This is a genomic window from Pandoraea captiosa (assembly GCF_902459775.1).
Taxonomy (GTDB): domain Bacteria; phylum Pseudomonadota; class Gammaproteobacteria; order Burkholderiales; family Burkholderiaceae; genus Pandoraea; species Pandoraea captiosa.
Genome location: NZ_CABPSQ010000018.1, coordinates 1 through 25,846, shown reverse-complemented (window position 1 = coordinate 25,846; position 25,846 = coordinate 1). Strand labels below are relative to the sequence as shown.

General features: G+C 58.0%; 29 protein-coding genes, 2 pseudogenes and 1 riboswitch. Of the genes and pseudogenes, 22 read left to right on the top strand and 9 right to left on the bottom strand.

All coding sequences use genetic code 11. The annotated features are described in order from the left end of the window. Nucleotides 1-13: 13 nt before the first annotated feature. Both PCA31118_RS25355 and PCA31118_RS25350 read left to right on the top strand, forming a co-directional pair. On the top strand, nucleotides 14-1,081 hold the full coding sequence (locus tag PCA31118_RS25355) for a phage/plasmid replication protein, II/X family (RefSeq protein WP_150627716.1): 1,068 nt from the start codon (nucleotides 14-16) through the stop codon (nucleotides 1,079-1,081). Between the two features lie 746 nt (nucleotides 1,082-1,827). Continuing rightward, a complete protein-coding gene (locus tag PCA31118_RS25350) occupies nucleotides 1,828-2,826 on the top strand; it encodes a helix-turn-helix domain-containing protein (RefSeq protein WP_150627715.1) in 999 nt (332 codons plus the stop codon). A 532-nt stretch (nucleotides 2,827-3,358) separates the two neighbouring features. Here the strand turns inward: PCA31118_RS25350 and PCA31118_RS25345 are convergent. The 4 genes from PCA31118_RS25345 to PCA31118_RS25330 form a co-directional block, all read right to left on the bottom strand. After that, nucleotides 3,359-3,592, bottom strand: coding sequence for a hypothetical protein (locus PCA31118_RS25345; RefSeq protein WP_150627714.1), 234 nt, complete (start codon nucleotides 3,590-3,592; stop codon nucleotides 3,359-3,361). 158 nt (nucleotides 3,593-3,750) lie between these two features. Then, a complete protein-coding gene (locus PCA31118_RS25340) occupies nucleotides 3,751-5,070 on the bottom strand; it encodes an MFS transporter (protein WP_246190434.1) in 1,320 nt (439 codons plus the stop codon). 10 nt (nucleotides 5,071-5,080) lie between these two features. After that, nucleotides 5,081-5,887, bottom strand: coding sequence for an endonuclease/exonuclease/phosphatase family protein (locus tag PCA31118_RS25335; protein ID WP_150627713.1), 807 nt, complete (start codon nucleotides 5,885-5,887; stop codon nucleotides 5,081-5,083). 16 nt (nucleotides 5,888-5,903) lie between these two features. After that, the gene (locus PCA31118_RS25330; protein WP_150627712.1) at nucleotides 5,904-6,446 is read right to left on the bottom strand and encodes a Chromate resistance protein ChrB; all 543 of its coding nucleotides are present in this window, start codon (nucleotides 6,444-6,446) and stop codon (nucleotides 5,904-5,906) included. Nucleotides 6,447-6,534: 88 nt separating this feature from the next. Further along, nucleotides 6,535-6,603, top strand: a riboswitch (Fluoride riboswitch). An 80-nt stretch (nucleotides 6,604-6,683) separates the two neighbouring features. Between PCA31118_RS25330 and PCA31118_RS25325 the strand changes: the two genes are divergently transcribed. Genes PCA31118_RS25325 through PCA31118_RS25300 form a run of 6 tightly spaced genes read left to right on the top strand, consistent with a single transcriptional unit; the run spans nucleotide 6,684 to nucleotide 10,779 of the window. Next, complete coding sequence (locus PCA31118_RS25325) at nucleotides 6,684-8,060, top strand: voltage-gated chloride channel family protein (protein WP_150627711.1); 1,377 nt, start codon at nucleotides 6,684-6,686, stop codon at nucleotides 8,058-8,060. After that, complete coding sequence (locus PCA31118_RS25320) at nucleotides 8,057-8,458, top strand: putative PII-like signaling protein (RefSeq protein WP_150627710.1); 402 nt, start codon at nucleotides 8,057-8,059, stop codon at nucleotides 8,456-8,458. The genes PCA31118_RS25325 and PCA31118_RS25320 overlap by 4 nt, the downstream gene beginning before the upstream one ends. A gap of 3 nt (nucleotides 8,459-8,461) precedes the next feature. After that, nucleotides 8,462-8,851, top strand: coding sequence for a fluoride efflux transporter CrcB (gene crcB, locus PCA31118_RS25315; RefSeq protein ID WP_150627709.1), 390 nt, complete (start codon nucleotides 8,462-8,464; stop codon nucleotides 8,849-8,851). Nucleotides 8,852-8,865: 14 nt separating this feature from the next. After that, a complete protein-coding gene (locus PCA31118_RS25310) occupies nucleotides 8,866-9,189 on the top strand; it encodes a DUF190 domain-containing protein (protein ID WP_150627708.1) in 324 nt (107 codons plus the stop codon). 59 nt (nucleotides 9,190-9,248) lie between these two features. Then, nucleotides 9,249-9,983: an ABC transporter ATP-binding protein gene (locus tag PCA31118_RS25305; RefSeq protein ID WP_246190433.1), complete on the top strand. Its 735-nt coding sequence runs from the start codon at nucleotides 9,249-9,251 to the stop codon at nucleotides 9,981-9,983. Next, the gene (locus PCA31118_RS25300; protein WP_150627707.1) at nucleotides 9,976-10,779 is read left to right on the top strand and encodes an ABC transporter permease; all 804 of its coding nucleotides are present in this window, start codon (nucleotides 9,976-9,978) and stop codon (nucleotides 10,777-10,779) included. The genes PCA31118_RS25305 and PCA31118_RS25300 overlap by 8 nt, the downstream gene beginning before the upstream one ends. Nucleotides 10,780-11,235: 456 nt before the next feature. Here PCA31118_RS25300 and PCA31118_RS25295 read toward each other — a convergent pair whose 3' ends face one another. The 4 genes from PCA31118_RS25295 to PCA31118_RS25280 form a co-directional block, all read right to left on the bottom strand. Further along, entirely contained in the window at nucleotides 11,236-11,616 is a 381-nt protein-coding gene (locus PCA31118_RS25295; RefSeq protein ID WP_150627706.1) for a hypothetical protein, read from the bottom strand. A 110-nt stretch (nucleotides 11,617-11,726) separates the two neighbouring features. Beyond that, the gene (locus tag PCA31118_RS25290) at nucleotides 11,727-12,398 is read right to left on the bottom strand and encodes a hypothetical protein (RefSeq protein WP_246190432.1); all 672 of its coding nucleotides are present in this window, start codon (nucleotides 12,396-12,398) and stop codon (nucleotides 11,727-11,729) included. Next, nucleotides 12,398-12,694, bottom strand: a complete 297-nt coding sequence (locus PCA31118_RS25285) for a hypothetical protein (RefSeq protein ID WP_150627705.1) — start codon at nucleotides 12,692-12,694, stop codon at nucleotides 12,398-12,400. Before PCA31118_RS25285 ends, PCA31118_RS25290 begins: the two co-directional genes overlap by 1 nt. A 551-nt stretch (nucleotides 12,695-13,245) precedes the next feature. Next, nucleotides 13,246-13,503 carry a helix-turn-helix domain-containing protein gene (locus tag PCA31118_RS25280; RefSeq protein WP_150627704.1) on the bottom strand — a complete coding sequence of 86 codons (258 nt, stop codon included), beginning with the start codon at nucleotides 13,501-13,503 and terminating at the stop codon, nucleotides 13,246-13,248. A 69-nt stretch (nucleotides 13,504-13,572) separates the two neighbouring features. Between PCA31118_RS25280 and PCA31118_RS25275 the strand changes: the two genes are divergently transcribed. From PCA31118_RS25275 to PCA31118_RS25220, 12 genes are all read left to right on the top strand, one after another. Continuing rightward, a complete protein-coding gene (locus PCA31118_RS25275; protein ID WP_150627703.1) occupies nucleotides 13,573-13,917 on the top strand; it encodes a hypothetical protein in 345 nt (114 codons plus the stop codon). Between the two features lie 732 nt (nucleotides 13,918-14,649). Further along, nucleotides 14,650-15,408 (top strand): class I SAM-dependent methyltransferase, encoded by a 759-nt coding sequence (locus PCA31118_RS25270; RefSeq protein ID WP_150627702.1) that lies wholly within the window; start codon nucleotides 14,650-14,652, stop codon nucleotides 15,406-15,408. 377 nt (nucleotides 15,409-15,785) lie between these two features. Continuing rightward, on the top strand, nucleotides 15,786-16,136 hold the full coding sequence (locus PCA31118_RS27725; protein ID WP_150627701.1) for a tyrosine-type recombinase/integrase: 351 nt from the start codon (nucleotides 15,786-15,788) through the stop codon (nucleotides 16,134-16,136). Beyond that, nucleotides 16,109-16,477 carry a tyrosine-type recombinase/integrase gene (locus PCA31118_RS27450; protein WP_150627700.1) on the top strand — a complete coding sequence of 123 codons (369 nt, stop codon included), beginning with the start codon at nucleotides 16,109-16,111 and terminating at the stop codon, nucleotides 16,475-16,477. The genes PCA31118_RS27725 and PCA31118_RS27450 overlap by 28 nt, the downstream gene beginning before the upstream one ends. Nucleotides 16,478-16,554: 77 nt before the next feature. After that, nucleotides 16,555-16,788: a transcriptional regulator gene (locus tag PCA31118_RS25255; RefSeq protein ID WP_246190431.1), complete on the top strand. Its 234-nt coding sequence runs from the start codon at nucleotides 16,555-16,557 to the stop codon at nucleotides 16,786-16,788. 359 nt (nucleotides 16,789-17,147) lie between these two features. Continuing rightward, nucleotides 17,148-17,477: a hypothetical protein gene (locus PCA31118_RS25250; RefSeq protein WP_150627699.1), complete on the top strand. Its 330-nt coding sequence runs from the start codon at nucleotides 17,148-17,150 to the stop codon at nucleotides 17,475-17,477. 23 nt (nucleotides 17,478-17,500) lie between these two features. After that, nucleotides 17,501-17,758 carry a hypothetical protein gene (locus PCA31118_RS25245; protein WP_150627698.1) on the top strand — a complete coding sequence of 86 codons (258 nt, stop codon included), beginning with the start codon at nucleotides 17,501-17,503 and terminating at the stop codon, nucleotides 17,756-17,758. Nucleotides 17,759-18,533: 775 nt separating this feature from the next. After that, entirely contained in the window at nucleotides 18,534-18,869 is a 336-nt protein-coding gene (locus PCA31118_RS25235; protein WP_150627696.1) for a hypothetical protein, read from the top strand. Nucleotides 18,870-19,122: 253 nt separating this feature from the next. After that, on the top strand, nucleotides 19,123-19,659 hold the full coding sequence (locus PCA31118_RS25230) for a hypothetical protein (protein WP_150627695.1): 537 nt from the start codon (nucleotides 19,123-19,125) through the stop codon (nucleotides 19,657-19,659). Between the two features lie 39 nt (nucleotides 19,660-19,698). Beyond that, on the top strand, nucleotides 19,699-19,869 hold the full coding sequence (locus tag PCA31118_RS27145; RefSeq protein ID WP_174990605.1) for a hypothetical protein: 171 nt from the start codon (nucleotides 19,699-19,701) through the stop codon (nucleotides 19,867-19,869). 104 nt (nucleotides 19,870-19,973) lie between these two features. Further along, complete coding sequence (locus PCA31118_RS25225; protein WP_150627694.1) at nucleotides 19,974-20,189, top strand: hypothetical protein; 216 nt, start codon at nucleotides 19,974-19,976, stop codon at nucleotides 20,187-20,189. A 278-nt stretch (nucleotides 20,190-20,467) separates the two neighbouring features. Next, a protein-coding gene (locus PCA31118_RS25220) for an IS3 family transposase (RefSeq protein WP_150627693.1) occupies nucleotides 20,468-21,591 on the top strand; the annotation gives its coding sequence in 2 pieces (ribosomal slippage) (nucleotides 20,468-20,726 and nucleotides 20,726-21,591; 1,125 coding nt in all). 16 nt (nucleotides 21,592-21,607) lie between these two features. Here the strand turns inward: PCA31118_RS25220 and PCA31118_RS25215 are convergent. After that, nucleotides 21,608-22,452: pseudogene (locus tag PCA31118_RS25215) on the bottom strand (IS3 family transposase); the annotation flags it as partial. Nucleotides 22,453-22,774: 322 nt separating this feature from the next. On the opposite strand from PCA31118_RS25215, the pseudogene PCA31118_RS27720 reads away from it, so the two are divergent. Next, a pseudogene (locus PCA31118_RS27720) lies at nucleotides 22,775-22,894 on the top strand (ESPR domain-containing protein); the annotation flags it as partial. 777 nt (nucleotides 22,895-23,671) lie between these two features. Further along, a partial coding sequence (locus PCA31118_RS25210; RefSeq protein ID WP_246190430.1) for a beta strand repeat-containing protein occupies nucleotides 23,672-25,846 on the top strand: 2,175 nt, incomplete at its 3' end.

The window sequence follows — 25,846 nt, the reverse complement described above, 5'->3', positions numbered from 1 at the left end:
ACGAAGGATTCGCGTGATCGATCTGGCCGACATCACATTTCCGTTTCGACACAAGCCGTTCGGTAACGAACGCATCAAGGTCGCTGAGAATAGTGCGTCAGCGCAGCCCGTGTCGAAGCGCTACAGCACTACCGTCTCGCTGCATCCGAACGGCGCGCCCATCAAGGTGACGTCGCTCGAGAATGGTGCCGCCATCAACATCCGAACTACGCCGCTCACTCCCCTGCAAGGGCACAACGTGTTCGGCTCGAACGATGTGAACATGTTGTGCTCGGCATTGATCTGTGCCGTGCTTGACGCGATGAAGCTGAAACACACAGAGCAGCAGCGCATTGCGTGGCGAGCAGGCAACTTCACTCTTGATGCGCTGGATATCACGCAACGATTCGTCTTACCTGACGGCATTGCGCAGAAGCAAATCTTCGAACACATTCGCCTGAATTCGACCTGGGAATTCCGTCCCGCAGTGATATCGCAGGGCGTTGGTGTTCGTGTCGAAGCGCCTCGTCGTAACGCTGCAGTCTTGTTCTACGACAAAGCGCAGAAACTGACCGATCAGCGCACGCGTTCGCTCAAGTATCTTCGGGCGGTTGTCGGCGAAGATGCTGCGGAAATTTGGCAAGATCTCAACGTCATCGCGAAGCGGAGCGTTCGCGTCGAACTCAAGCTGGAAAAGAAGTATCTGTCGCAGCACAAGCTCAGTCGCGGTTCGGCGTGGACCGTGGAAAAGGTGCGCGAAGTGTTCTGGGAAGAAATGGCCCACCTTTGTCTTGAGTCGTATGTGCCACTGTCGCAGTTGCGCGACAAGATCGATGGCGTCAGTAAGCACCTGCGGTACATGCTGGAACTGTGGGCGCGTGGGGCCGATCTGCGGACGATGTGCCCGGTGTCGACGTTTGATCGTCATCGCAGGGCAATCCGTGCATCGACAGGCATCGACATCCTTCTCGACCGCCCGATGATTGATCCCCTGCCTCTGGCGGAGATTTTCTCCGTTGATAACATGCGCCCGGATTTTCCTAAGTGGGCTAGCCGTTACCCGGCGTGTGCGGTTGGTGCTCGTGCTCGCCGCTACCCGTAAGTGGGTGCGAAGTGGTTCGTGAGGTGCCCTTGCCGCTCGAACCACTTGATCCGTCCACTGAAACACTCGACGACTTCTGCTCACCCACCTCGTGCATGCGTTCCGCCAAGACTGACGTTGCCGTGACCGCAACGTCAGTCTCGGTTCATCTCTAAGGAATTAGCACACCACCAAACGATGATCAATTGCGAGTTGAGAGTAGCAACGCAGCCCGAAATCACGCACCCAGGCCCGGAAACCGAGCAACCAATGCTGAGACCGCGCGGATTCTGGCGTGGAAGCAGTAACGTTGACCTATCAGGTTCATTTCCAGAAATACCCTGACAAGCTTCCATATCGAAAAGATGGCCGCAACGCTTACTACCGCGTGCTCGAATTTCGGTCGTCCCGCAATGCTGAGCTGTCGGCGGCACGGTGTGACCATGGTGGCGGGCGAATAATGTAAAGAAACCATCCACCGCCCCCCGCTATCGTTTGAGCAACCGCGTCATCCAATCCGGGCGAGCGAATGTGGTGGACGGTGCCAGACGTCAAAAAAATTCCGCGTGCTCATATTTCTGTGAAGCGCCGGTGGCGTTTCCCTCCTCGATTCATCTAGCCCTTCCACGAAAGCCCAAGACGATCGGTCACCCCCTCCCGAGCTCAGGGCTCCGGACATCGGAGAAGGTCGAGCTGAAGATGATTCATATGACCCATTGATCGCAACTCCATGCTGATGTTTAAGCAATGCCCTTCGGAGAACCTCCATGCCTATTGAAAAACAGCAACCCGATAAATCGGTGAGCCGGCGCGCGACTCACGTGCGTCAGGGTAGCAATAGCGACTTCCTTAAGCAGATCAACACGATGCCGCATGGCTTGATCGTCGTCAAAGCCCCCGAACCCTACTCGTGGTGGGTTCGTGAAGCCGTCGAGAAGCAGTTCGTTTGCGGTCACGAAATTGCTGGCGTGTGCCTGCCTTCGGTCCGTTTCTTGTGGTCCATGCATTCCGGTGGAGCGCATGGGCCGGACAAACTCAGCCTTGCCACACTGGGGGGCACGTCCGCAAACCCTGTTCCTCGTATGTTTTGCAATGTCAGTTCGCGCAGCAACTATAATTTCAGCAGCGACGAAGGGTTGGACACCGTCGTGCCGATGATCGAAAGGGCAAGCGGCGGATGCGTTACCTTTTCCCAACCCAGTGACTTGCTGTCCCTCGAGCGATTTATTGACGCGATGCATGAGATTCGCTCGGCTGCGAAGAAATCGTCGACCTATGTCGTGATGTTCATCATCCCTTCGGACCAACAGGAGATGCCGGACATTAGGGAGTTCTGTGACGATTACTTCGACGTGGAAGCCTGTGAGCCCAATCCGAATGCACATTACGCGTTCTCGATCGATTCCGCGCGACTCACTGATATGTATGGCTTCGGCTTTGGAAAGATGATCTGCAACTGTCGTGTCTTTGATGCCGGTTACGAAAGTGATTTCGAACCGTTTATCGCTAAATCGCTGATTAACCGTTATATCTGGCGACTTCATGCGTCCGGCAAGTCACTGAGTGCCATCGCGGAATTGATCTTTGTGCACAGATCAACCGTCAGGCGTCGCTTGAATCAGATGCCACGGGTGTATCCACTGGATTTCGACGAAGATGAGGAGGAACGCTACTTCGACGAAATCTACTTTGGCGGCTCTGTGCGGCGCGGTGACGACGAATCGATCGACTTCTTCAAGAGTTTCGTCCGCCAGTCGCAACGGTAGCAACTTGTGCAATTCTGAGTTCTGGCGACCGGACTCGGAGTTTTCTTCTTTTCGCGACTAGACAACAGGCGCTTCTCGTTTGTGTGGACGCAATACTCGTGTTCGACGTTGCACATGTTTGCAAAACGTCAGCGAAGCTCCGAGTGACGGAGTAGGACGAGCGTTTCAATTGGAAGGCCTATCGATCATCGGCCAACGGAGACTTTCCCGACCGAAAGGGGGCAAAGCTAACAGTAGCTAGTCCGATTTGGAAAATTCGGTTCCAGCTCATCCCAATCGCGCCATCTCAGTGACCTGCCCCCATCATTAGTGCCAATGAGCTTATACCAGCTCCTGAAATGCGGCCGAAGCATCCGCGATCGCGTTATACGCTATCCGTAAGTGAGGATGAAGTGGTTCGTGAGGTGCCCTTGCCGCTCGAACCACTTCATTCGTCCAATGCAACCCCCGCTCATTTTCCGTGGCGCGAACGTTTCATCGAGACTCATGTTTGCCGACACGGCAACGTGGGTCTCGGCTCATTGGGAGGGGATTAACATCCCACCAAGCGATGATCGATGGCCAGTTGAACCTCGCAGATCAACTCGCTGGTGATGACGTCCAGTTCCTCCGTCTTGGGCAGCTTCAGCTTTTTCGCACCGATCGCTTCGATCAGCTCGACGCCGTCGTAGGGCACTACCTCAATTGTGATGTCCCACAATGCCGCTCGCTCTCCGATATCGATGTCTACGACACATCCGCGATAAATGAAATTGATGGTCGGCATGGCATGCTCCTGCGTCAAGCCTCTTGCCATCATAGGACACTCCGTGAAAGTGCGGAATTTGTTCGAACGGCGGCTTGCGACCCGCTGCTGCCATTCACGAACCTTGACTTCAGCGGCCGCTAACTTGCGCCAAGCGGCCGCTGGCTCCGACAAGCAAGTTAGTGCGAGACCCTACGCAAGGCCAGCGCGCCGCAGAGCATCAGCGCCGCAGCCCCACCAAATGCAAAAAGTGGAGATACCACCGACCACACCGTTCCCACAACTGCGCTAGACAAGAACTTCGTTCCGCCGTTGACCGCTCCCAACGCGCCATAACTGATTGTCAGCGTGTCTGGGGAAACCATTTCGGCGGTGACCGTAGACTCCAGCGTGTCTTGCACCGCCACATACAGCCCGGCAACAACAAATATCGCCGACAGCAGTACCATGTTGCCGCTTTCCGACCCGAACGCGAGGACCGTCAGTAACGCCGCGATTGCACCAAGCAAATATCCGCCGACGAGAAGCGGAAGCGATCCAACCCGATCGGCTAATGCGCCGATCGGAAACGCGGCGAGAACCTGAACCACATTGCGACCTACATACAGCAGACCTGCTATCTGTGCCGCGCGCAACGTGCCAACTGAGGGGGAAAGCAGTTGGGTAGCCGCGAGAATCAACAGACTGTGCGAGAAGTCGCCCAGGCCGAACAGGCCGACTGCTCTCAGGTATCGTTTGAACCGCGCGGGCAAGCTGCGCAGTGAGCCGAAAAAGCGCAACTGCGGGTTTGATGACTGCTCCGGGTCCTGAACAAACCACAGGAAAGCCAGAACGGCCATCACTCCGGGGATCAACGACAGCCAGAGGACCAGCCGGAACGGATTCGTTGCATCCGGCAAATGCAGCGCCTGAGCCCACCCAAGGACCGCAACGCCCAGCAGAGGACCGACGACTGCACCGACGGTGTCCATCGCCCGGTGAAAGCCGAACGCGCGTCCACGGGTGCGCGCATTCACCGCCTGAATGACGATCGCATCTCTCAGCGGCCCTCGCAGCCCTTTGCCGAACCACGACACGAGCCGACCCAACAGCAGGAGCGGCCACCCGGTTGCCAGCGCGATAAAGATCTGTCCGACGGGCGTCAGCGCATAGCCAATGAGCACCAGGCTTTTGCGATGGCCCAGCTTGTCGGCGATGTATCCAGAAACCATCTTTGTGAAGCTGGCCAACGCGTCAGCGAATCCCTCAATGATGCCCAGCGCGGCAGCTGGTACACCGAGAACCGCCAGAAAGCCAGGCAGGAGAACGGTAGTTGTCTCGTAGCAGAAATCGCCGAGCGCGCTGGTCAGGCCTGCACCGACGACCGTGCGGTTAAGCCAGCGGGGTGTGACAGACTGCGGCGAGGTGTAATCGATCTGATCGTCGGGCATTGAGCGGAATTCCGGCAAAAACGTTTTAGGCCTTAAGCCCAGACGAGCTGCAAGTGTTGGCGGCAGCATGGCGAGTCCATCAACCTGGGAAATCGAAGCGCGCAAGGACCGGATAGTGGTCCGACGCCGCGTCCGTAACGGGAGTACGGACCACTTCATATTGGCAAGCTGTTTTCGCCAATGCGGCAGACGCCAGAAGATAGTCGCAGCGCATCGTTGCAAACTCGGTCTCGCGGAAAGCCGTAGTCGGAACAGTAGGCTCCACTGACCCGAACTCCCGCCCAAGGTCCACCCAGCCTGCCGCTTCGAGTCTCGCCAGAACAGTGCGGTCAAGAGTGACCAGATCATCAGCAAGATAGCGCGCTCGATGATGTGGCGCGAGCATTGTCCAGTCCGCGGGCTCGGGATCATGCGGTGATGCCGAGTTGAAATCCCCCGTCAGTAGAACTAATTCTTCGGCAGATGCCTGAACGGCCAGGTACGCAGCTTCACGTCTCCTTACCTCTGCTCCATTCGGACAGAGGTGCGCGCTGATAAAGGTAAGCGGCTTGTTCACGCCGGGCACTTCGACACGCAAGGTGGCAAGCGCATGGTGGAAATGGGTGTTGTCGCTGCTGAACGTCAACGGGCGGATCGGGGCTCGCAAAAAAACCGCCACGTTCTGGCCCGTGTGGGGCGCGAGCGCCAGGAAGCCACGCATCCCGATCCGTTGCTCCAGGTCGTACAGCCATGCTCCGCCGTTCGCTTCGAATCCTTTCGCTTCCTGCATCAGGAACACGTCAGGAGACAGTTCGTTAATTACCCCGATCTGTGCGTCGGCGCGAGCGCGACTGGTCCCGTCGCGCCCGGCGAACAGGGTATTCCATGTCAAAACAGATAGCTGCATATCAAGGTCGTCCAGGTTACCGGTTTTCGTCGTGGGCTTCGAATACCCGTTGTGCGTAGGTCTCGAGCAATGCTTCACACTGCTCGAGACGCTGCTGTGCTTCTTGGGCTCGGGTCGCTTCATAGAAGTCCAGCTTGCGAATCTTCTCCAGCCAGGTCTGCAACTTCTTGAGGTCGACGTCGTTCTCTTCGAGCTCCGCATAGGTGAAGTGTTGATCCGCCGTTTCTTTTGCGATCTCCGCGTCGAAGTCATCGCACTTGGCGATGAATTCCACATATTCCTCGTCGCGATCCGCCTTGAATCGCGCGACCACCTTTTCCTCCTGTGCCTTATCCAGCGCAACCGTTTCGAGCAGAACCGATTCGCCCGCCATTTCCGTGATGTCGTTTTCGATCATCTTCAGGCGCCTTGTGTGATCGTCGGTGCGAGGCAGCATGCAGACGCCGTTCTGCAGGTAGACCGCACCCATACCCTTCAGCTTGCGCCACAGGCCGATGCGCTTTTTGGCCGGCTCGGCCGGGACCTTGTACGTGAGGAGTAACCAGTTGAGCGTTTTCATGTTGCACATTGTGGATGTAACGGTCGTAACATTCAAGGGGTTCGGTGCGGAATTTCAGGTTGTTCGTTTTAGTCGTTTGCTGTAGACTTCGCATCAAGGAGATGGCGTTCCTCCCTTAACCATCGCGTTCACCGCGGTTAATGACGCCTACAGTTACCTGACTTCCGTTGGGGCTGTAGGCGCTCGCGTCCACATCCTTCCCGTTGGTCAGGCCATGCAACATCGGCACATTGACCAATGCATAAATTCCATCGCTTTGAACAACTGGAACTGCTGCCGTATCTCGGCAAGTGGTTTCTGATCGCGTGCGTCGCTGCGGCTCTTGCTGGCAGCGCGTCAGCCTTCTTCCTTCTCGCTCTCGATCATGCGACCGCATGGCGCGAGGCTCACCGCTGGATAATCTGGCTGCTGCCTGTGGCGGGTTTCGCCGTCGGGTACGTGTACTACCGGCTCGGCAAACCGGTTGATGCCGGAAACAACCTCATCATTGACGAGATCCACGACCCCAAGAAGGTCGTACCGCTGCGTATGGTGCCGCTCGTACTCGGCGGCACGATCGTTTCACATCTTTTCGGCGCATCGGTCGGTCGTGAAGGCACCGCGGTGCAGATGGGCGGAGCACTTGCCGACCAGCTAACCCACGCGTTCCGTCTGGAACACGAGGATCGTCGCATCCTGCTGATGATCGGTATGAGTGCGGGCTTCGCGTCCGTATTCGGTACGCCGCTCGCCGGCGCAGTGTTTGGTCTGGAAGTGCTTGCAATAGGCCGGATGCGATATGACGCGCTGTTTCCGTGCATCGTGGCGGGCATTGTCGCTGATCAGGTATGCCTCGCATGGGGCGTTCATCACGTCCACTACGCCGTTGGGGCCATCGCGCCGATCACCACGTGGAGCGTTGTCGCGGTCGTCCTGGCTGGCATTGCGTTCGGTCTGGTAGGAATGGCATTCGCCACCAGTACGCACAAACTCGGCGCGCTGGTAAAGCGCCATATCGCGTATGCGCCATTGCGCCCGTTCGTTGGCGGGATCGTCATCGCCACAGCAGTCTGGGCACTAAACGCGTATCACTACATCGGCCTGGGTATCCCCGACATCGTTCAGTCGTTTCAGCAACCGATGCAGCCGTGGGACTTTCTAGGAAAGTTCGGGCTTACCGTTGCGTCTCTCGGTACGGGGTTCAAGGGTGGAGAGGTTACGCCGCTGTTCTACATCGGCGCGACGCTCGGGAACGCGCTGGCACCGCTGCTTCACATGCCATTCGCACTGATGGCGGCCATCGGTTTCGTAGCCGTGTTCTCAGGTGCCGCCAACACGCCTATCGCTACCACGATCATGGCCATGGAGTTGTTCGGCACCGGCATCGGCCCGCTTGCCGCGATCGGTTGCGTGACCGCTTATCTGTTCTCCGGCCATACGGGGATTTACCACGCGCAGCGCGTTGGTCACAGCAAACATCGCAGGCACCGCCTCCTGGTGCCAGACGGGATACGGATCGCTGAGCTAGGCAGGTTCCGTCAACAAAAGGCTGAGGCCGCAGTTCCGCCTTCAACCGAAGAACAAGTGGGTCTATCTCCTGATGCGGCACTGACGACAGAGGAAGGCAGCCAATGATTCCGGAAAGCAACCACGAACAAATCGCGGCGCTGCGGCTCTACTTCCCGATTGCGACGCGCGCGAGAGCGACGCGGTTCTGGCATCGCCTGAGCGCGCCAGCACTCGCTCATCACCTTATTGCAGTTGCGAAGCGGTCCAACATCATGCAGGCGATGTTGCATCACGTCAGCGCAGGATACATTCCCGGCGAGCGGCTTTCCCACCATCACCCGGAAATCAACGGGATGCGCCATCCGCAGTGCCTCGAACTCGTGGATACGGAGGCTCGCTTGCGTCAGTTCATGCACGACCACGCAGAGGAGTTGCGCAAGGTCCACGCGGTGCTGCTGCTTTGCGAACTTCCTCTCGGGCATCGACGCACGGCGAATGTGCTTTCGACCTCGATTAGCGGGTGAGCTATGGCCGGAGCCTATTCGCTTATCGCCATCAGCATCGGGGCGATGCTCGGCGCACTCAGCCGCTATGGGCTAAGCCTCGCGATGAACGCGCTCGTGCCGAACATTCCGATGGGCACGCTGGCGAGCAATCTGATCGCCGCCTATATCGTCGGCGCGGCGATCGCATTCTTCGGGTCGACAGCCAGCCTTTCAGTCGCGTGGCGACTTTTCGTCATCACCGGTCTGGCTGGCGGCCTCTCCACATTCTCGACTTTCTCGGCGGAACTGCTGACCTTGCTCAGGGACGGTCGTCTCGGCTGGTCGGCAGGCATGCTTGCGCTGCACGTCGGTGGCTCATTGGCGATGACCGCGCTGGGAATGGCCACGATTTCTCTAACCCGTCACACCTGAAAAAGGAGTCCGCAATGCAAGGCTATCAATTGACGTTTTTCACAGAACAGAACCGCAAGCACGGACATCAGCCGATCTGCGACTGGCTACTGAAATTTGCCGAACAACACGGGGCTTCGGGCGGGACGCTAGTCACTGGCGCAGAAGGTTTCGACCACGCCGGCAAATTCCATTCGGCCGGTTTTTTCGAACTCGCTGATCAGCCGGTTGCTGTAACTGTTTCTGTCGACGAGCAGGCATATCCGCGCCTGATGAATGCGCTCGCGGAAGAGGACGTTGACCTCGCCTATGTAAAGGTGCCGGTCGAGTTCGGTCGGATCGGTCGGGCGGCCAACTGAGGGCCCGAGAGATAACCCTGATTCGGAAGGGGCACGCCCACAATTTCTGGAAGGTATGAATGACAAAAAAGTTTGGCGATATGCCGGGCGAAGCAGCTTCGATCATTGAAGCGCGCGGAATCTCACGTATGGATGCACAGCGCAACGCACGTCTGATTGCTGAGACGGACTTCGAATTGCGGGCAGGCGAACGCGTAACGATTAGCGGCCCGTCGGGCGCGGGCAAGAGTGTGATACTCCGCGCGCTCGGGATGCTGGATAGCGTTGACAGCGGGGAACTTCGTTGGCGCGGGCGGAAGGTAACGCGGAATGACGTGCCGCTGTACCGGCGACATATCGCATATGTGCGGCAGCGACCGGCGATGATCGACGGGACCGTTGCCGACAATCTGCGCCTGCCTTATGGTTTCGCTGCCTATCGCGACGTGCAGTTCGACGAACGCCGCGCGGAAACTCTCGCAGACCAGGCCGGACGCGGCGACGGCTTTCTTGAACGCAACGTGCGCGACCTGTCGGGCGGAGAAGCGCAGATCGTCGCGCTTATGCGGGTGCTGCAACTTTCGCCCGACGTTCTGCTGCTGGATGAACCGACTGCGGCACTCGATCCCGAGTCTGCAAGAGCGGTCGAACTGCTTGTGACGCAGTGGTTCGAGGCCGGCGAAGCCGCGCGTGCGGCCGTATGGGTTTCTCACGATCCGGCTCAGGCGCAGCGGGTCGGCGACCTGCACTACACAATGCGGGCCGGAGTCCTTGCTTCCCCTTCTCAAGCCACCACTTCTGTTCCGCATGATTAAAACCCTCAGTCTCACCGACGTCGCATTGGCGACGCTTCTGATCGCGATCAACGGCGTTATCTCACTGTTTCTGCAACTCGACCTGGAGCGGAAGCTTGCGTGGGCGGCGGTGCGCACGGTCACGCAACTGCTCGCGATTGGCTACCTGCTCGGATGGGTATTTCATTACGACCGCTGGTTTGTGGTGCTCCCGCTGATGGTAGCGATGACGCTGGTTGCGGGGTTCGCGGGTGCAGGGCGGGGCCGAAGCACCTACAGAGGGCAGCGCGGCGACAGTGTGGTGTCGGTCTGGTTGTCGTCATGGCTTGTCGCCGCATTAGGCCTGTTCGTCATCATCCGTATCCGTCCCTGGTACGAGCCCCAATACGCGATTCCTATTCTCGGCATGGTGCTAGGCAACGCGCTCACCGGTGTCGCGCTGGGAATCGAGCGCATGACCGAAGAACTGACCGCGCATCGAGACAGGGTGGAGATGATGCTTTCGCTTGGCGCTACACGGTGGGAAGCCGCGCGGCTTGCAGCACGTCAGGCCGTGCGGGCAGGCATGATTCCGACCTTGAATCAGATGAGCGTGGTGGGTGTCGTCAGCCTGCCGGGCATGATGACCGGCCAGGTGCTGGCCGGGCAATCGCCGTTGGGCGCGGTACGGTATCAGATCGTCGTGATGTTTCTGATTGCTTCGGCTGCCGGGCTCGGAACGGTGATAGCCGTGCTGTTGATCTACCGTCGGTTGTTTTCGGAGGATCATTGCTTCCTCGTCGGTCGGATCGTTGAGCGCTCGGCAGGGTCTGCTTAGGTCAATTGCCTGATCGATAACGGTCAGTCGAAGGGTAACGGCCGGTCGGCAGTGAACGGCGGCTACTGGCCGAATGCGGTCGGTGATCTTGTGTTGGTGGCCTGAGGCATATTGTTACCGGATGTGGTTCGATCGCGAATGACATATTTGCTCATTAGCAGCTAGGCCATTCGAGTCAGTCGTCGACTTTTCTGCAATTGCATACTCTCTAAACACACTTTGTCACTTCCCCTCCTATACAGGGTCATCAATACGTTCTCGGGATAAATTGACATCCGCAGGTATGCCCCTGTCATTCAGGGCATAGCGCACGGTGGGCATGTCAAACTGTCACCGATGTCAAAGTCTCACGTGGTGGCCTGCGATATCACCGAATTCGTGAGTATCATGACTTCCAACGGTCGCGATGACAAAATGGCATGCCCCGTCAAAACTGCAAATCACATCGTTCAGGCGTCAAACAATCCAGTCTGCCAAGATGCTTGTGCCAACAACAGCCCCGACATATAGGCCGACAATCTGCGGACCGATAGCCCAGCAGATGCGTGTCCACATGACATCGGAAATTCTGGCACTCGTCACCAGTATGTCCGGCTGAATGATGCGCTGCACGCCATCACCAAGTCGTACGCCGACGTGGCCGAGCATGCTGCCGGCAATCCATAAGCTCAGAAACTTGAGCACAAAAGCGTGTGCTTGGTGCGGAAGATAGACTGATGCAGCAAAGAACGCGACCACAACACATACGATGGCCCATATCCATCTTGCGGTGCGGCTGCCACGCGGTTGCTGCGGGTTGGGTTCATGCGAATTATTGCTTTCGATAGGGTGAGTCATGTTGAAATCCTTGTATGCGTAAGAGAGTGATAGATCACGGAGGTCGTTCGGCGGGAAAGTTGCTAGCTGACGAGTGACAACATGGCATCGCTAGTCGGTGAGGGGCGGTGCTATGGCGGTTTGTCAATTTGACTTGTCTTCCGGCGGCGCTTTCTGACAGCGATGGCACCAACGACAACGATCTTGCTTCGCCCGAATGGTGTTTCATAAAGGGCACGCGTGTTCGTTGATGCGTCATCTGGGCACCATGTCAATCTTGCGTTGTACGCTGCCAAGCACGGTTCGCACTCGGCGGAATCAATCATTAGCAGCGTGTGGGGACGTAATGTTCTGCTGGTTTGGTGTGCTTCAACACCGATGGCAAGTGCGGCATGCAGTACGGTGCGATGCCACTCTCGAAAGAAGAGAATTACCGGCCACCCTTCGAACACTTGCTGCGTGCAAAACTGAATCACGTCTGCATGTGATCCTTCAAATCGCGTCGGCTTCAATCCCAGACGCAACTGGCCCAAGACATTTGCCAACTGCGACAATGTGATTCCTGATTGCCAGAACTGTCCGGCGCGGCGCACGAACTCGTGTTGCTCTGCGGAGTAGCGTGATGTCGGGCGCAACGGGTTTGGCATGCATTGGTGCACAGCCAGTGCCATTGCTGCGGCATGCAGCGCACACGACGAATCGAAACTCCCTTGGAAGCTAAACATTGGCGAGCTTGAGCCGGCAATCGTCAGTCGCAGTCCCGCGCGCAGTGCTGGGTGGAGCTTTTGCACGGTAAATGGCATCAGTATTCCTGGGGCAGGAGCAGAGTGGTCGCGCTGCGATCGGCTTCCGTAATCACCCAGATGCGCTCGCTATTTGGGCCGATTTCGTAGGAAGACAGAACCCTCTCTCCGGCGGCTGCGGCCAGATCATTTAGCAACGCATCGGTTTCGCACACGACGCCCCAGTCTCCGCTCACGTGACGCATGAGCAACTCAACTGCATTTGTGTTCGTTCGCTGGATCAGCTCGAGCGCGCCGGCGGTGGCAAGAACAGTTCCCAGAAGGAAGCGTGGCGACTTGTTTTTTTCGAAATCCATGTAGGTATCCTAAATAAAGTGATCGAAAGAAGGCCCGCCGCGGATGCGGATAGTCAAAGAGAACTAGGGGATTTCAACCGAGGCTACTGCTGGAGGAGACGCCAGAGGTGGCGACGTAAAACGAGAGGCCGACTACTTTTACCGGCTAGGTGAAGCGGGGTTTCTCACACGGAAACAGACTTGTCGCTTGCGAGGGACAGCCAGCCATCCATGTGAGAGCCGAACCGAATTTGATCGATTCTGGTTGAATATATCAAAAATCAAGAATTTTTGGTGGAAAATTCTATTTTTATTGAATTTTCGACGAAAAATACAAAATTTTGACGGAATTTCAATGATTTTGTTGTGATGCTGCAACGCAGTGTGCGGGGATGGGCGCTCGCTTCCGGGATCGGTGGCAGTCGCGGGGACTGGAACCAGTGGTCGGCGGCTGACGAGGACATATCAACGAAAACATGACGTCCCTTCGTGGAAGAGGGGCGGGGTGGTGTTGCTAAGAGTATGGAGGGCGATCGATTATCGGTGCAGTCACGACCTGCCAGAGGTGCTTGTCATCGTGGCAGCGCGCTCATTGACGGGGCACTGACGTAGTCAATGAACTCATGAGGGTCGGCACCGAGCGCGTGCAGAATGTCGAGCAATTCAATCACATCGACTCTCCGAATGCCGCTTTCGTACTTTGAGACGAAGGTCTGATTCCGTCCAAGGCGATCAGCCATATCGTGCTGAAACCAACCACGCGCTTCGCGAAGTTCACGAAGGCGAGCGGCAACCACTTGGTAACGGGGGTCATGGATTGGATGAGGCATGGAAAAATTCTAAATTCGCATTTATCATATGCGAAATGCGCATACGGGCTGATGCGCAAGGAGGACTCGATGAGCTTTCTGGTCGTGGTTTGGTTGAGCGCCAGTGCTTTGATTGCAGTGGCGATTCCCGTGGATATGCACGTTCTTCGCGTCAATCGAATTTGGCTTCCGGCAGGTGCTTGGCTGCTGGCAAGTGCAATTTTTGGCGCGTTTGTCGTGGTGCCGTACCTGGTAACACGTCGGAGGGTCCGAAGGGAATTGGAGCGTGCGGCATTCGCATTGTTGGGGGATGAGACGTATTGCATGGCAATTCGTCGCAGTCGCCTCACCACGTTGAAACAGTGCGGGCTGCTCAGTGACTCGCTTTTCCGAATGTGTGGGAGTCAGCTAGACAGACAGGATCAGTCTCACTGACGGCCATGAGTCGTTTCGTGTGCGCCAGGCGCTTGGTGTAAGCCCCTGTGTTTCGATGAACTTAGGATCAGCATGATCAAGTCAAGATGTCTTTTTGTCCTTCTTTTCTCGCTTGCCCCACTCGTCGGACATGCGCAACTGAACCAGCTATCCGGGTTGGTGCAATCAGCACGCGACGCGGCTTCGTTTGCTAACGGCCTGGTGTCGTCTCCGGCATCGCCAGCAGCGCAAGCGGATCAGTTACCCCTTCATCCGGGAAGGGGCGTCAGTGAGGTCGTAGGGCAGCGTGGGCGAGGGCAGACGACGAAGGGCGACTTGGATGCGGCAACACGCGCCGCATCGGCTTGTCCCGCACTCGTTGATGAGAGGTTCAGCATCGCCGAGCGCTTCATTCGTTGCCGCAATGGAGGGCTATCGGAAGACCAGCAGATGGCGTTTGTCGGTGCGATGCCGATTTCAGCTCAAGGCTACATGGCCGCGATGGTCCAGGATGTTTATGAGGACAACGTCACTGATCCGAGGAGAGGAAAGGAGATCACGGATTACTACGACAGTTGCTACCGACGTGGAACACCGTGCGTACGGAGACGGTGGTAGGACTGGGCGTTGATGCGTTGTATGCCATGGCGTGATTGTCGTGATCAAAGTTTGAGCATCTGTGGGGGAGGCGGGCGTCGGTTCAATCTGGTGTCGCGTTGGCGTTGAAGTGCGAATGAGAGTTTTCAAATCATCATGTTTGAACGTGAAATCGGTGCGGGGATTGGTCGCAACGTTGATCGAATCCTGAGAAGTCGGAGCGATTGGGGTGGGAAATCTGTTGTCGATCTGGCATGCGGGGATGGACGTACGACATACATACTGCGGGAGCTCGGCGCGGATGTGTCTCCGTACGACATCATGCCGGAGTATTGCCGGCTGGAAGGGGGCGCACAGTACGCCGACATCATGGAGGGACTGCCGATAGCAAGTGAATCTGTCGATGTCGTCATCCTGCAAGAGGTGATCGAGCATCTTCCCAATCATTTGTCTGCCCTGCAGGAGATTTGCCGAATCCTCAAACCGGGAGGAGAGCTGTTCCTCACCACGCCGAATCGAAGCTCATTGGCGTCAAAGCTCGCGTATCTCTGCTTCGAAAGCGAGATTCTGCGAGGAACGCCTGCAAGTGCGATGGAAAGCGTTTGGGGTGAGTCCGGCGAGCGGCGGTACTATGGGCATCTGTTCCTCATGGGGGCACAGCAACTTCGCACGTTGGCGATGCTCGCGGGCTTCACATCAATGACAGTGCATCGGACTGAAAAAAGCTCGTCGTCGCAGTGGCTGATGTTTCCGTTATATCCGGCGATTTTCGGCGTTAGCTACCGAGCGTATCGTCGGGCACTGCGCAAGTCAGGCGAGCAGGCGTACGCTTCCGAGAAGAAGGCGCAGCTCCGACTTAACATTGACGGCCGAGTGCTTACTAACAAGTTCCTGGTTGCATCGCTAATAAAGTAACTGGGGATGGTTTGTAGTGGTCAGCCGCTATGCGCAATGTCGAAGATCGCAAGCGTTGTATCGGGCAGTTACCCAGCTTAAGTGTTCTGCTCTTTGGGTGTTGAGTTCAGTAGTCGGGCGCCACCCCGTGCTGGCATTGCCCTCTGCCGCTAATTGCGCTTTCGCGACGTTCGGCGCTCCTAGCGGATTATCGATAATCGCTTACCGTCATGATGAGTGTGCAACTGAGAATCGAGAGTCCGCGAGTGCTCCGCGACGTCGATGCGCGATTTTCGGAGGATGGTAACAACCACGGGCGTTTATGATGTAAAGGAGCGCCCGGCGTTTCTCTCTCGTAAAAGGCTCAATTTCGAGCGTATTACGAGGACCGAGAAACCATGCTTATTAGACGCGCCAAGACCCTCAAACCTGCCCAAATCCGCCATCTGCTCCGCGTCACAGAGGCGACCAGTCGCCACCCTGAGCGTGACGCACTCATTCTGCTGCTCGGCTTCACCTGCGGCATGCGGATCTCCGAGATTGCCCGCATAGAGGTGGCCGACGTGCTCCAGCCCTCGGGACTGATCCGAGAAGAGGTGAGTCTGCGGGCCGCAATCACGAAAGGCTGCCGCCAACGCTGCGTGTACTCAGCCATCCGAAGGCGCTTGCCGCGCTCGATCGCTACATCGAATGGCGATGGGAGAAAGGCAAGGGCACAGCGATGGATCGCCAGAAGTGGCGGGGCTTGATGTCTCAGACGTCGCTCATCCTGACTCATAAGGGCAGTCGTTACGAACTGAGCGTCAAGCGCCGGACGAATGATGCCGGGGAACAGGTCGAATACCTGGCGGCGGACAGCTTGCAGAGCTATGTCACCGGCCTGTACCGTGCCGCAGGGCTTGGGAAGGGCTACAGCAGCCACTCGGGACGGCGGACATTTGCCAGCCGTCTAGTGGCCCAGGGGCATTCGATTGAGACGGTGCAAATTCTTCTTGGTCACGCGCACATTGACCACGTTTCGCCCTACTTGGAAGTGTCGGTACGCGAAGCGAGTGAGGCTGTGGCGGCTTTCGGTGTCGGTTGGGACTGAGCGATCCAGCGGGTGTGCTGGCGCACGCAAATGAGCTATGATACTCAACGAGTATATTTGCATGGAAGGACACACGGGTGAGCAAAACGACACCGAAGACTCAGCAAGAGTTCCTGCGCGACGCAATGGATCGCCTGGGGATGACTCGTGAGGAATTCGCCGAACGGATCGGGACGAAGAAGCGCGGCTTGGACAATTGGCTTCTACCGAGTGACTCGAAAGAGTACCGATCGATGCCGGATATGGCTTGGAAGTTCATTCGAGAAATTTTGGACAACCACAAAAAAAAGCCACTTGACTATACTCATTGAGTATATGTAATCATCTCAACCTATCCGTCTTTTCTGCCGTTACAAGGTTGAGTGAATGATGCGCATCAGCGAAAAAAAGCGTGCAGTCTCTGAGTTGATTGTGAAGTTCGTGGATGTAACTCTCCATGATGATGACGGCGTGCGTTGGGTCGTTGGGCCCGGCGACAAGCGTGCGGGGCAGAGCGGCACGGCAATCGCCACGATAGGTTTGCGGCATTCATCCGGCTACGAGATCGTGTTGAAGTTGGACAACGGCAAGATCGACAGTTTTGCGCCTATGCAGCTTTATCCAGCACTTCAGCAACGTTCCGTCGAGCACGGCGTAAGAAAGTCGAGAATTAACCAACGGGGATCAGCAGATGGCGAACACTTTCAAGGTCAACGGAATCACCATCACCGGCGGAAAGGATCTGAATATTCGGAACGGCCGTGTCATCGTGGACGGCAACGAGGTCGACGTTGGTGACGCAAAGCAGATCAATATTGAGATCCACGGGGAGGTCGAGCATGTCGATGTCGATACGTGCGACAGCATCGTCATCAATGGTTCGGCGGGGCACGTAAAGACGATGTCGGGCGATGTTCGGTGCGGGGATGTCAGTGGCTCGGTCAAGACCATGTCGGGCGATGTGCACTGCACCAGCGTGGCTGGGAACGTCTCCACGATGTCCGGCGATATCCACAAGTAGGCAACGCAAGGAAAAATACACGAATGCAAGCTATTGAGCTTTCGGGGCGGTGGAATTTCCCCACGATTACTGTTGGCGACGAGCCGATCAAAATCACCGCAGATGGCTTTGCTGTGTATGACCTGCTTTCTGCTTTTCAGGACCTGAAGGTCACTCACAGTGGTTTCTACATGGGCACCTATAAGCACGTCGCATTGCGCGGTGGGAGAGCGTACGTCTTCGACTTCGAGCGAAACCGCGTGCGCGCCCCTCTTGGCCTTGTGACAGTCCACAAGCGGTAATTGAACGGAGACCAGGGAAAGCACGGGAGCGCTATGGCGACCTACAAGGACATCCAGTTCTACGTAAAGCGGAACCACGGGATCGTAGCGCAGAGTTGTTGGATCGCGCACGTGAAGGAATTGAACGGATTGCCATTGCGAAGCACAAGGACCGCGGAGCGGGTGAAACCATGTCCGCCGCAGTGGCGCGCGGCAATTGAGGAAGCCATGCGCCACTACCGCTGGCTCGACTGAAATCGAAAAAGGGGGGCGGGACGTGTTGGGAAGACTATTTAGACGTCGTGCAGTCGTGTCAGTGCCTACCGGATTCCCGGTTTACACCTACGAGGACTTTGTCCGCCAGTTCAGCCTTAGCGAATCAGTCGCCCGACAAGTGTGCAAGGACTATCGCACGTTGTTGGGTGAGGGAATTGCAGATCAGTTCGTGGCGGAGATCAGGGCGAATGCACGTAATGGGTTTCTCATCGGCGGCATTTGCTCAGAGCGATATGGGGTCCCGGCCGCGACGATAGGGGGACTAGTCCGATACTTTATGGATGTCACTACGGCACTAAAGAACAAAGACACCGTCTGCGAGCTTGGAATTACAAGCGCTCGTTGGCTCAGTACACGAGTTCCGCCGTACTGTCATGGCGACCTCGACGGAATTCGATTCAATCCTCAAGTCGGGGTAAAGCTTGGGGACTTATATCTTCTACCTGGCGTCACGTTCGGATGTGGATGCGTCGCAAAGTCGGACATTGGTGCCTAGACCACGGAAAAACTGGAGAACGCAATGAGTGAAGAATCGAGGGGAGGCGGATTTCTCGGCGCGCTGTTCACGGCAGCCGGTGTCGGCTCGGTGATCCTGCTACCGTTTTACTTGGTATGGAGGTTTGGCATTGCGCACATTGCTGGCATGTTGGCTCCGCTCGCTACCGTGATTGCAATCTATCGAGCAGATTGGCTCACGAGCGTGGGTTACGAACAGGCTTCGATGCTCCATTCTCTCCTCTCAATGCCGTGGACCGCCATCAGTGTGACCAGTTGGGTGTTCTACGCGCTCTGTCTTCTAGCTGTCGTGACGAACTCACTACCGCCGATATTGGCCGGGCGCGCTTCACGTAAGTAACTCCACGGAAAAATTGCAGGAGGCTACATGCTTGGATCCGACGAATGGAAGGCCCGAGTCATTGCGTCGAACACGACGCCTTGCCCATCCTGTGAGTCACCTCGAGTGATGATGGGTGCATGCGCGATCGGCAGCAAGACGGTCCATCAGGAATACGTGTGCGAGTCCTGCCAGTACGAGTTCACCGCTCTCTTCACGCTTGCAGGCTGTTACAGCGGCCACCCGAACAACTAGCGAAAAAATGGGGAAGAGGATGAAGCATTGGGCCTTTGCATTGCTAGGAGTGGCTGCAACGCAATTCGTTTTTGCGAATCCGTCGGCGTATGTGTGCACCGTGGAGAAAAGTGCAGGACTACATTACGACGCGCAGACAAAAGAATGGACACCGCGTGCGTTCGCACGAGGGAAGCGATATGTCCTCCGAAGACTGACCGAAGAGAGCGCTAAGGACGGCAAGTACGGCTCTTTGCTGAAGCTCGACCCGAATAAGCCGAACTGGGCATTTTTTGACGGCCAGATGCCTCTGTCCAACTGCACTGAAGACACATCGATTGTCCAATTCAGCGAACTAGTTTGCCGACCAATTATCGCCACCGTGAATTTTGACAAGGTTTCGCGTCGATTTGAGGTCTCCCACCACGGAGCCTATGTTGCGCAGGGCTATTGGCAACAACTACGGCTGGAGGATCCGGAGCGGTACAAACAGGGTCTACTCGATAATCGTGGAGGCGATGCGGATCGCCCCGATGATGTGTTTGTCGAAATTGGCACGTGTACCCCAGGTCGCTGATCGATTGCGGGGACGCCGGACGTACATAGGAAAAACAAGATGTACGAAATCTGGGTGGTAGAGAACGATGGCAGGCGCGTTTTAGTGCGCGACGATGTGGTCGACTCAAAGCACGCGGATGCACTCGTGAAGGTCGCCAATCACGGCGCGGAGCTGCGCGGCGAAGGCCACCGTTACGAGGCTGTGCGTGTCCAAAACTCCAACGATTAATACAAACGATGAGAACACGACTTTCGCTGGCGATGGTAGTCACAACGGCACTATTGGGCTGCGCGACCACTGGCACAGATGGTGTAGTCCCGATCGGTCCCGACATGTACATGATTGGTGGGCTGGGCGAATTCACTGACTTTTCCGCCAGCGCCGTCAAAGCACGCATGTTCAAGCAAGCATCGGCGTTTTGTGCGGCGCAGGGACGTTTGATGACACCGATGGGTAGCACGGGCAAGGATTCCGGCTACGGTACCTACGCATCGGCCGAAGTGCAGTTCCGATGCCTGGCCCCCACCGCCCCGGGTACAGCGAAATAACTTTCTGGCGGTGCAAGCGACCGGCCTATAAAACTCGGAAAAACCTGAATATAAGCCGTAAAGGATAACCACAATGCTCAAGTACTTTCAGGACAGGCGCGAGCAGAAACAGCTACTCGCGGCATTCAAAGAACGAGCGGCGGTTCAATGCTGGACGCTTCTTGAAATATTGAAGCGAAACGACGGCACACTAGTCTCAAGCTCGCAATGGCTCGACTGACCTGCTCCCCGCGATTAGTACGCTGACGATGTAGAGTCCGTTCCCAAGAGGAGCGGTCATGAAAAAGCGATTCACCGAAGAACAGATTATTGGCGTGCTGAAGGAGGCCGAGGCCGGCCTGAAGCCAGCGGAGCTGTGCCGCAAGCACGGCATCTCAGAGGCGACCTACTACAACTGGAAGGCGAAATTCGGCGGGATGACAGTCTCCGAAGCGCAGCGCCTGAAGGAGCTGGAGCAGGAGAACAACAAGCTCAAGCGCTTGCTGGCCGAATCGATGCTGGACAACGCGGCGCTGAAGGACCTGCTGTCCCGAAAGTAGCAAGCCCGCAGGCCAAGCGCGAAGCGGTCCAGATATTGATGACTGAACGCGCCATGGGTGTCACCCGGGCCTGTGGGCTGGTAGGGATTTCGCGCTCGCTGTTCCACTACGAACCGCGCCGCCGCGTTGACGATGAAGCGCTGACGGGTCGGATGATGGCCATCGCCGCGCAAAAGCGCCGCTATGGCTACCGCCGGATTCACGTGCTGTTGCAACGGGAGGGATGGCTGGCCAATCACAAGCGCATCTGGCGGCTGTACAGCAAGGCGGGACTGAGCGTGCGCAAGCGGCGACGCAAGCGCATTGCGGCCGTCGAGCGCACGCCGCTGCCGTTGCCAACCGACCCGAACCAGAGCTGGTCGATGGACTTCGTTTCCGACGGGCTGGCCTATGGTCGGCGGTTTCGATGCCTGAATGTGGTTGATGATTACACGCGCGAGTGCGTGGCCATCGAGGTTGACACCTCGCTGCCGGGCTTACGAGTGAAGCAAGTGCTTGAGCGGCTCAAGGAGATGCGAGGCTTGCCCGCGTCCATCACGGTGGACAACGGTCCGGAGTTCGCTGGTAAGGTGCTCGATGCATGGGCCTACGAAGCGGGTGTCACACTATCGTTCATCAGACCCGGAAAGCCAGTGGAGAACGCCTACATCGAGAGCTTCAACGGGCGGTTCCGCGATGAGTGCCTGAACGAGCACTGGTTCGTCTCAATGCGCCACGCCAGGCAGCTGATTGAGGAATGGCGTATCGAGTACAACACCGAGCGGCCTCACAGCTCGCTTGGCTATCTGACCCCGGCGCAGTTTGCGCAGGGGCATGAGCAGAAAGTGTTTTTAACCCCGGACTCCACGTGCGCTTCGTACTAAAACCGGGGGCAGGTCACCACTGGTCAAGCGCGCGGCTCGTAAATTCGGGACCCTGATCTGTTCGCACCGCCTTGGGATAGCCACGGAAGCGAGCTGCACAGTCCAATGCCCGAGCGACATGCAAACCTGAGATGCCATGGTCGACGACGATGTCGACGGCCTCTTTCGTGAAGTCGTCGACGACGGTCAGGCACTTCACGCGCCGGCCGTTGGAAAGCGCATCCATCACGAAATCGATTGACCATACCTCGTTGGGTGCGCCCGGCAATGCCAGTTGCTCGCGTTCAATCATTACGCCGTGGCGCTTGCGACGGCGCCGCACAGCCAGCCCTGTCTCACGGTACAGGCGATAGATGCGCTTGTGATTGGCGTGCGTGCCTTCGCGTTCCACCAGAGCGTGCAATCGGCGGTAGCCGAATCGACGACGTTCGTGCGCCAGCTCCACTAGACGCGCCGCTAGCACCTCATTCTCGTGGTCCGGCTTCGCGTCGTAATGCAGCACGCTGCGAGAAAGCCCGACAAGCCGGCAAGCGCGGCGCTCGGAGATGTTGACCTTCTCCCGAATCGCCGACACTGCTTCGCGTTTGGCTTGCGGGCTCAGGGCTTTCCCTTGACGACGACCTTCAACGCTTCCATATCGAGCATTGCTTCGGTCAGCAGCTTCTGCAGCCGGGCATTCTCAACCTCGAGGCCCTTGAGCCGACGGGCTTCGGAGACTTCCATGCCGCCGAACTTTGCGCGCCACGTGTAGAACGACGCGTCACTGAACCCGTGCTTCCTGCACAGTTCCTTGACTGGCATGCCAGCTTCAGCTTCCTTCAGAAATCCGATGATTTGCTGTTCCGTAAATCGCTTCTTCATGTTCGTCTTCTTCTCCGAAAACGCACTTTACTAGACTCCGGCTGGCCCTGTTTGTAGGGGGCAGGTCACCTCAATCGAACGACCCTGCTCCAATAGGCGCCTGGCAAACGTGCTACGCCACGGGTGTCAGCAGCGGCCTCTCCAAGCGCCAGCTGGCGCTTAAATTGCCTGCCGCAAAAATGTCCCATCTAGGACTTTAGTCCAATGTGCCGGGCGCGCTGACCCGCTACAGTCGCTTGCATCTTGGCATGGCTATACGTGCACGCCGCAATTGTTCGGACAGCACCGAGATCGTTAGCCGAAGGCAAAAAAAGGACGCTCAATGAATCGCATTTATCGGCTGGTCTGGAATCGTGCACGTCAGGCGCCGCAGGTCGCGTCGGAACTGGCAAGGTCGACCTGCGGCGGCACAGCCGGCGACAAACTCGAGCCTGCGTCAGCCCGCTCCGGTTCATGCCAAGTCTCCTTCGCAGTCGCGCTACTGTCCGTCGTCGTCGTTCCGGCCTTCGTCGCGGTAACACCCGCGTCGGCGCAATCGTTCCTCGCGACTGGCGGTAACGGCACACTACCGTGGAGTGGCGGGGTTCCGCCAAACGGTGGCAGCGCCGGGGTTCCCGGCGTTGGGGTCGGCGGGGCCGGAGGCGTCAGCAACCAGTCTTCGGGAATTCTTAGTCTCACGGCTCCAAGCGCAGGCGGAAATGGTGAGGATGGCTTGGGTACCACCAGCGGCGGTGGTGGTGGTGGCGCAGGCGGCGATGGAATGGTCAACACGTCTGACGGCAGCACGTCTCGCGTCATATCCATCGGGACTTCCGCGACGGTCCAGGGCGGCTCCGGAGGCGCTGGCACCTCAGGCGCCGCTGGCGGGGGCGGGGGTGGCGCGGGCTTGATCGCGCTCGGTAGTGGCACCGACACCACAACAATCACCAACGCAGGATCATTGCTAGGTGGTAGCGGCGGCAACGGCGCCGACGCAGGCATAGCCCTTTTGACCGGTGGAGGCAACGGCGGAAACGGAAGCGGTGGGGCCGCGGGAGGCGGGGGCGACCCGCTGGGCGGTGGCGGCGGTGGTGGTGGTGGCGGCGCAGGACTGGTGCTGTCTACCGGGTCAACTGTGAATGTATTCAATACCGCAGGAACGATCAGCGGGGGCAACGGCGGCGGCTCCCTCCCGGGCACCGGTGTCGGAGCTGGGGGTGGCGGTGCGGGCGGCAATGGCGTGGGGGTCATCACCGGGACCTATGCCGAAATCGTTAATGCCGGTGTGATCTCCGGGGGGGATGGCGGCTCCAGCGGTCTCTTCGGCGTCGCAGGGCAAGGGGGAAATGGCATCCGTGGCGACGGGATCAAGGTCACGGTCGTGACGGGGGGCATGATATCGGGAGGCTCTGCCGGTGAAACCGGCAACCCAGGCAGCCCCAGTGCGAGGGGCGGCGATGGCATACAGGGAGACCTGTTGGGCGTGAGCGTCGACGGCACGATCAGCGGGGGGACGGGAGGTAGCGCTTTTTCCTTTACGGCCGGCACCGGTGGGGCTGGTGTCAGAGGCAATGGCTTCACGATCTACATCGGTGCCGAAGGAAAAATCCTCGGCGGCAGCGGAGGAAGCAATCTCACCACGGGCATAGCCGGCAATGGCGGAGCCGGTGTCAGCGGCGACGCCCTAACCATCACCAATCTTGGCGAGGTCACGGGAGGAAGCGGCGATCTGAGTGGGGCTGGCGTTGTCGGCAACAGTCTGAATATCACGAACTCCGGCGTCATCTCCGGCGGCAATGCTGCCAGTTCGCTGGCGAGCAACGGGACCGGCGGCGACGGTATTCGCGACGTCCTTGGTAACGGCGGCCTCATCACCAATACAGGCACAATCTCCGGCGGGGCGTCAGGCACAGGTCTCGTTCCAGGCGGTGCCCCGGGAGCCGGAATCCGCGGCAGCAGCTTCACCGTTCGCAACGAAGTGAACGCGTCAATATCGGGCGGCGCAAACGGCGGGGGCGGCGACGGCGGGACAGGGGTGAGCGGTAGCGGCATCGATGTCATCAATCTCGGTACGATAACCGGCGGCACGGGCACTGGATCGGGCAGCCTGACGAGCACCAATGGCGGGATAGGGATTAGCGACATTGGCCAGAGCGGCATCACCTCAATTTCTAACGCGGGGGGGATCGCTGGCGGCGCGGGCGTATTCGGCGGCTCCGGTGGTATCGGTATCACTGGCAGCGATCTCATTGTCATCAACCAACGTGGGGCCATTATCTCTGGCGGGGCCAGCAGCGGCGGAGGCGGCGGTGGCACTGCGCTGACCGGTACTCGCCTACGCATTACCAATGATGGCAATATCACTGGCGGCCAAGGCAGCAGAGGTTTCCTGAATGCCGGCGGTGGCGCTGATGCTGTCTCCGGCGACGGCAATGTCCTCACCAACAACGGCATTATTTCCGGCGGCAAGGGCGCGGATGGCGTCCTTTTTGGCGGCGGTGCAAATGGTGGTACAGCCGTTACCGGAAACGGTCTCACCATAGTCAATGTCGGCGTGATTCAAGGGGGGAGCGGTGGAGCTGCCTACATGATCTTCCCGGGCATTCCCGGCGATCCTGCTCTTGGTATTCCCGACACCCCACCAACATACAGCGGCCCCAGTGGTATCGGCGGTAACGCTATTTCCGGTGCCGACGTGACGATCACGAATAGCGGCACGATCAGCGGTGCACAAACCGCCGGCGGCAGCGGCTGGTCCAACGCCATCACGCTCACTGGCGGCAACAACTCGCTGACATTGCTCGCCGGTAGCCACATCGTGGGTAACGTCGTAGGCCAGGCGGGGTCGACGAACACACTAACCCTCGCCGGGGATACCAGCGATGCCACCACTCGCTTCGACGCTTCGCAATTGGGCCCGCTCGGTTCATCGGCCCAATACCAGGGCTTTACGACTTTTACCAAGACAGGATCCAGCACATGGACGCTCACCGGCGCCACGGGTGAAACGACGCCATGGACAGTCTCAGGCGGCGCCCTTTCGATTGCCGGCGACGGCGCCCTAGGCGCGGATAACGGCACGCTCAAACTCGACGGCGGCGCGTTGCAAGTGTCCGGCGATAACGTTGCTTCATCGCGCAATGTCAGCATCACATCGGCAGGCGGCGCAATCGATGTGACCAGCACTAACCGCTATACCGTCTCAGGTATCGTCGCGGACGCGACGGCAGGCTCTAGCGGCAGCCTCACGAAAACCGGCCCCGGCACCCTCACGCTCGCGAGCAACAGCACTTATACCGGCGGTACCACCATTGCGGCGGGCACGCTGCAGCTGGGCAATGGCGGAACGACAGGTTCGATTGTGGGCGACGTTCTTAACAACGGCATGCTCAGCTTCAACCGCCGCGACAACGTC

Coding starts and splice junctions, on each gene's coding strand:
- PCA31118_RS25350 (WP_150627715.1), top strand. CDS start 1,828: ATGCCTATTGAAAAACAGCAACCCGATAAATCGGTGAGCCGGCGCGCG.
- PCA31118_RS25345 (WP_150627714.1), bottom strand. CDS start 3,592: ATGCCGACCATCAATTTCATTTATCGCGGATGTGTCGTAGACATCGAT.
- PCA31118_RS25340 (WP_246190434.1), bottom strand. CDS start 5,070: ATGCTGCCGCCAACACTTGCAGCTCGTCTGGGCTTAAGGCCTAAAACG.
- PCA31118_RS25335 (WP_150627713.1), bottom strand. CDS start 5,887: ATGCAGCTATCTGTTTTGACATGGAATACCCTGTTCGCCGGGCGCGAC.
- PCA31118_RS25330 (WP_150627712.1), bottom strand. CDS start 6,446: ATGAAAACGCTCAACTGGTTACTCCTCACGTACAAGGTCCCGGCCGAG.
- PCA31118_RS25325 (WP_150627711.1), top strand. CDS start 6,684: ATGCATAAATTCCATCGCTTTGAACAACTGGAACTGCTGCCGTATCTC.
- PCA31118_RS25320 (WP_150627710.1), top strand. CDS start 8,057: ATGATTCCGGAAAGCAACCACGAACAAATCGCGGCGCTGCGGCTCTAC.
- crcB (WP_150627709.1), top strand. CDS start 8,462: ATGGCCGGAGCCTATTCGCTTATCGCCATCAGCATCGGGGCGATGCTC.
- PCA31118_RS25310 (WP_150627708.1), top strand. CDS start 8,866: ATGCAAGGCTATCAATTGACGTTTTTCACAGAACAGAACCGCAAGCAC.
- PCA31118_RS25305 (WP_246190433.1), top strand. CDS start 9,249: ATGACAAAAAAGTTTGGCGATATGCCGGGCGAAGCAGCTTCGATCATT.
- PCA31118_RS25300 (WP_150627707.1), top strand. CDS start 9,976: ATGATTAAAACCCTCAGTCTCACCGACGTCGCATTGGCGACGCTTCTG.
- PCA31118_RS25295 (WP_150627706.1), bottom strand. CDS start 11,616: ATGACTCACCCTATCGAAAGCAATAATTCGCATGAACCCAACCCGCAG.
- PCA31118_RS25290 (WP_246190432.1), bottom strand. CDS start 12,398: ATGCCATTTACCGTGCAAAAGCTCCACCCAGCACTGCGCGCGGGACTG.
- PCA31118_RS25285 (WP_150627705.1), bottom strand. CDS start 12,694: ATGGATTTCGAAAAAAACAAGTCGCCACGCTTCCTTCTGGGAACTGTT.
- PCA31118_RS25280 (WP_150627704.1), bottom strand. CDS start 13,503: ATGCCTCATCCAATCCATGACCCCCGTTACCAAGTGGTTGCCGCTCGC.
- PCA31118_RS25275 (WP_150627703.1), top strand. CDS start 13,573: ATGAGCTTTCTGGTCGTGGTTTGGTTGAGCGCCAGTGCTTTGATTGCA.
- PCA31118_RS25270 (WP_150627702.1), top strand. CDS start 14,650: ATGTTTGAACGTGAAATCGGTGCGGGGATTGGTCGCAACGTTGATCGA.
- PCA31118_RS27725 (WP_150627701.1), top strand. CDS start 15,786: ATGCTTATTAGACGCGCCAAGACCCTCAAACCTGCCCAAATCCGCCAT.
- PCA31118_RS27450 (WP_150627700.1), top strand. CDS start 16,109: ATGGATCGCCAGAAGTGGCGGGGCTTGATGTCTCAGACGTCGCTCATC.
- PCA31118_RS25250 (WP_150627699.1), top strand. CDS start 17,148: ATGGCGAACACTTTCAAGGTCAACGGAATCACCATCACCGGCGGAAAG.
- PCA31118_RS25245 (WP_150627698.1), top strand. CDS start 17,501: ATGCAAGCTATTGAGCTTTCGGGGCGGTGGAATTTCCCCACGATTACT.
- PCA31118_RS25235 (WP_150627696.1), top strand. CDS start 18,534: ATGAGTGAAGAATCGAGGGGAGGCGGATTTCTCGGCGCGCTGTTCACG.
- PCA31118_RS25230 (WP_150627695.1), top strand. CDS start 19,123: ATGAAGCATTGGGCCTTTGCATTGCTAGGAGTGGCTGCAACGCAATTC.
- PCA31118_RS27145 (WP_174990605.1), top strand. CDS start 19,699: ATGTACGAAATCTGGGTGGTAGAGAACGATGGCAGGCGCGTTTTAGTG.
- PCA31118_RS25225 (WP_150627694.1), top strand. CDS start 19,974: ATGTACATGATTGGTGGGCTGGGCGAATTCACTGACTTTTCCGCCAGC.